We start from the raw sequence: 4,047 nt of genomic DNA on the forward strand, positions 1-4,047 counted from the left end.
CCGGGCTGCACCGCCGGTTCGCTAGCCACGGAAGGACCGTGTCGATGGCACGTCTGAGCGAGCCGAGCCCGTACGTCGAGTTCGACCGCAAGCAGTGGCGGACGCTGCGCAAGGCGACGCCGCTGGTGCTCACCGAGGACGAACTCATCGGCCTGCGCGGCCTCGGCGAGCAGATCGATCTCGCGGAGGTCGCCGAGGTGTACCTGCCGCTGTCGCGGTTGATCCACCTCCAGGTCGCGGCCCGGCAGCGGTTGTTCGCCGCGACCGCGACGTTCCTCGGGGAGAAACACCCGGACCAGCAGGTGCCGTTCGTGATCGGGGTCGCCGGTTCGGTCGCCGTCGGCAAGTCCACCACCGCGCGTGTGCTGCAGGCACTGCTCGCGCGCTGGGACCACCACCCCCGGGTCGACCTGGTCACCACCGACGGATTCCTGTATCCGACCAAAGAGCTTATCCGTCGGAACATCATGCACCGCAAGGGTTTTCCCGAGAGCTACGACCGCCGGAAGCTGCTCCGTTTCGTGACGGAGGTCAAGTCCGGGGCCGCAGAGGTCGCGGCGCCGGTGTACTCGCACATCTCGTACGACGTGATTCCCGGTCAGTACCACGTGGTTCGGCAGCCGGACATCCTCATCATCGAGGGCCTCAACGTCCTGCAGACCGGTCCGCGCCTGATGGTCTCGGACCTGTTCGACTTCTCGATCTACGTCGACGCCCGCATCGAGGACATCGAAAAGTGGTACGTGGAACGGTTTCTCGCGCTCCGCAAGACATCCTTCGCGAATCCGGACGCGCACTTCCACCACTACGCGAACCTGTCCGATCGCGATGCGGTGAACGCGGCCAAGGAGATCTGGCACTCGATCAACCTGCCGAACCTGGTCGAGAACATCCTGCCGACCCGTCCGCGCGCGACGCTGGTGCTGCGCAAGGACGCCGACCACGCCATCAACCGGCTGCGGCTGCGCAAGCTCTGACCCCCGCCCTCGTGCGCGTTTTCGGTAGCGGCTGCTACCGAAAACGCGCACGGGCACGGGTGCGGCTACCGGGTGCTACGCCCCGAAACGGCGGTGCCGGGCAGCGAAATCGCGTAGGGCGCGCAGGAAGTCGACGCGACGGAATTCCGGCCAGTAGGCCTCGGTGAACCAGATCTCCGAATACGCGCTCTGCCACAGCAGGAACCCGGACAACCGCTGCTCCCCCGACGTCCGGATGACGAGGTCGGGGTCGGGCTGGCCGGAGGTGTAGAGGTGCCCGTCGACGGCGTCGACGGTGACGGACTCGATCAGTTCCTCACCGGACAGCCCGGCGGCCTGCTTCTCCCGCAGCAGCGACTGGACGGCGTCGACGATCTCCTGCCGCCCGCCGTAGCCGACGGCGACGTTGACGTGGGTGCCGGTGCGTCCTTCGGTGCGGCAGGCGGCCTCGCTGAGCCGGCGGGCCTGCTCCTCGGGCAGCAACTCCAGCGTGCCGACGATCTTGACGCTCCAGTTCTGCTCCGGCCCGGAGATCTCCTCCACGACGTCGGTGATGATCTCGATCAGGACGTCGAGTTCCTCGGGTTCGCGGCGCAGGTTCTCCGTGGACAGCAGATAAATCGTCGCGGTCTCGATGCCCGCCGCGTCGCACCAGCGGAGCAACTCGGCGATCTTGCGGGCGCCGGCACGGTGGCCGTGACTGACGTCGGTGAAACCGTTCTCCCGGGCCCAGCGACGGTTGCCGTCACACATGACAGCGACGTGCCGCGGGTGCTGAGCACCTTCGAGTTGGCGCAGCAGACGCCGTTCGTACAGCTGATACAACACCCCGCGCGCATTCACCCCGACATCACCACGGGGGTCACACTACGCCCACCGGACCCTCCGGTCGCGATGGTGGTCACACCCACACGCGTCGCCGGCGGCACAGGGGTAACGTGACATTCCAGCAAGAACCTACGGTTGCGTAGGTTACCGAGCAGTACGAAGGGGGTCGGGCCCATGGCGGTGTTCGGGATCGACGAACTGCCGGTGAAGCCGCGCCTGCGGGGATGGATCCATCTGTGGGCGTTCGCCGTCTCGGTGATCGCGGGCATCGTGCTCGTCGCCCTGGCCGCAACCATCGCCGAACCACCCGCGGGCATCGCGACCGCGATCTACAGCCTCACGGTGTGCGGGGTGTTCGGCGTCAGCGCCCTCTATCACCGGGTGCACTGGCACGATCCCCGCGCCCGCATGTGGATGAAGCGCGCCGACCACTCGATGATCTTCCTGTTCATCGCCGGCAGTTACACCCCGTTCGCGACCCTCGCCCTCCCGCCGGACACCGGCCGCACCCTCCTGATCGTGGTGTGGTCGGGCGCGGTGGCGGGTGTGGCGCTGAAGATGCTGTGGCCGACCGCTCCTCGCTGGGTCGGCGTGCCCCTGTATCTGCTGCTCGGCTGGGCGATCGTCCCGGTCGCCGGCACGGTGGTCGACACGGCCGGGCTGGTCCCGATGCTGCTCCTGCTGATCGGCGGCATCCTCTACAGCGTCGGCGCGGTGCTGTACGCGACGAAATGGCCGAACCCGTGGCCGCACACGTTCGGGCATCACGAGTTCTTCCACGCCGCCACCGTGCTCGCGGCACTGTGTCATGCGGTCGCGGTCTGGCTCGTCGTGTTCGCCTGAACCGGCCGTGTCCGCCCGAACCGGAGAACCCCGGCCGGCGAGATGTGCCGGTCGGGGTTCTGCGGAGTTTGGGGCGGTTCAGGCGTCGGTCGCCTGCTCGGCGAGTTCCTTCCGTGACCGGACGGCATCGAGCGCGACGACGAACAGCAGCGACACCACACCCCACATCACGAAGGTGACCAGGTGCGACCCGACGGCGTCGCCGCCGAAGTACAGGATCGAGCGGACCGACTCCACCGCCGCCGGCATCGGCAGCACGCCGTGCAGGAACTTGAAGATCTCCGGCGTCATGTACATCGACATCGCGCCGTTCGAGGCCGGCACGCCGAGGAACATCAAGGTCCCGACCGCGGGGATGACGGCGAGCAGCCCGAACAGGCGGTGCAGCGCCAGGGTGAACATCGAGGTCGTGAACGTCGCGACGATCCCCACTCCCCACAGCGGCAGGAAGTGCCCGTCGACCGCTCCGGTGATGGGGTCGGCGATCACCCAGAGCACGGCCGGCATGAACAGCGCCCATCCGGCGGCGATGGGCAGCATGCGCCGCAGGACCATGGCGGCGGGCTGCGCACCGCCGGCCACGACGACCACCATGAAACCGGACATGATCCAGCCCATCGCGACGTAGAGCGTGACCGTGCCCATCGTGTCGGAGTCCGGCAGCGGGGCGACGTTCTCCACGGTGAGGGGCACCTGCATGCCGCCGGCCACCTGGTCGAAGACCCGCTGCACGACCTGCTGCTGGCTCATGCCGGCAGCCTCGTTGGTGATCAGGGTCGCGGTGGGCGACGCGGCGGACGGCAGGACGAAGGCCGCCACGATCGTGCGGTCCTGCACCTCGGCGCGTGCCTCGTCGAGCGAGTCGGAGGTGCGCAGGTCGAACAGACCAGCCATGTTCTGCTCGAGCCCTGCGACCACCTGGCCGGCCTGCTCGGTCGTCCCGGCGACCACGGTCACCGGCATCGCGCGCGGCGTCGGCTGGTACATCGCGCCGAGCATGATCGAGAGCATCAGCACGACCATGGCGAAGGGGAAGAACGCCAGGGTGAGGTAGCGGACCCGATCGCTTTCGGGACGCGGCCCGTTGGTGAGCGAGGGCATCGTGATCTCGGGGTCCCCCGCATCGGGGTTGCGGCGACGCTTCAGGGCGTCGACACCGAGGGTCGCGGCGAGGGCGAGCACGGCACCGAGGACCAGGACCATAAGGTGGCCACCGAGTCCTTCCCCACCGAAGTACAGGACCGACCTCAGCGATTCCCCCGCGGCCGCGGTCGGCAGGAAGCCGTGCAGGCTCGAGTAGATCGACGGCAACGAGTAGACCGACATGCCCAGGTTCGAGGCGGGGACGCCGAGAACCATGACGAAGAGCATGCCCGCCAGGACCGCCATCGGTCCGAGG

3 protein-coding genes and 1 pseudogene are annotated in these 4,047 nt (G+C 68.1%); 2 read left to right on the forward strand and 2 right to left on the reverse strand.

What is annotated here, in order from left to right; all coding sequences use genetic code 11:
• Positions 1–44: 44 nt before the first annotated feature.
• Positions 45–977: a type I pantothenate kinase gene (gene coaA, locus I0Q12_RS29225; protein ID WP_197257217.1), complete on the forward strand. Its 933-nt coding sequence runs from the start codon at positions 45–47 to the stop codon at positions 975–977.
• Between the two features lie 75 nt (positions 978–1,052).
• Here the strand turns inward: coaA and I0Q12_RS29230 are convergent, their stop codons facing one another.
• On the reverse strand, positions 1,053–1,820 hold the full coding sequence (locus tag I0Q12_RS29230; RefSeq protein WP_197257219.1) for an isoprenyl transferase: 768 nt from the start codon (positions 1,818–1,820) through the stop codon (positions 1,053–1,055).
• Positions 1,821–1,979: 159 nt separating this feature from the next.
• On the opposite strand from I0Q12_RS29230, the gene I0Q12_RS29235 reads away from it, so the two are divergent.
• Positions 1,980–2,648 (forward strand): hemolysin III family protein, encoded by a 669-nt coding sequence (locus I0Q12_RS29235; RefSeq protein ID WP_197257229.1) that lies wholly within the window; start codon positions 1,980–1,982, stop codon positions 2,646–2,648.
• Positions 2,649–2,726: 78 nt separating this feature from the next.
• Here the strand turns inward: I0Q12_RS29235 and I0Q12_RS29240 are convergent.
• Positions 2,727–4,047: pseudogene (locus tag I0Q12_RS29240) on the reverse strand (ABC transporter permease); the annotation flags it as partial.

Source organism: Rhodococcus sp. CX (genome assembly GCF_015865005.1).
Taxonomy (GTDB): domain Bacteria; phylum Actinomycetota; class Actinomycetes; order Mycobacteriales; family Mycobacteriaceae; genus Rhodococcus.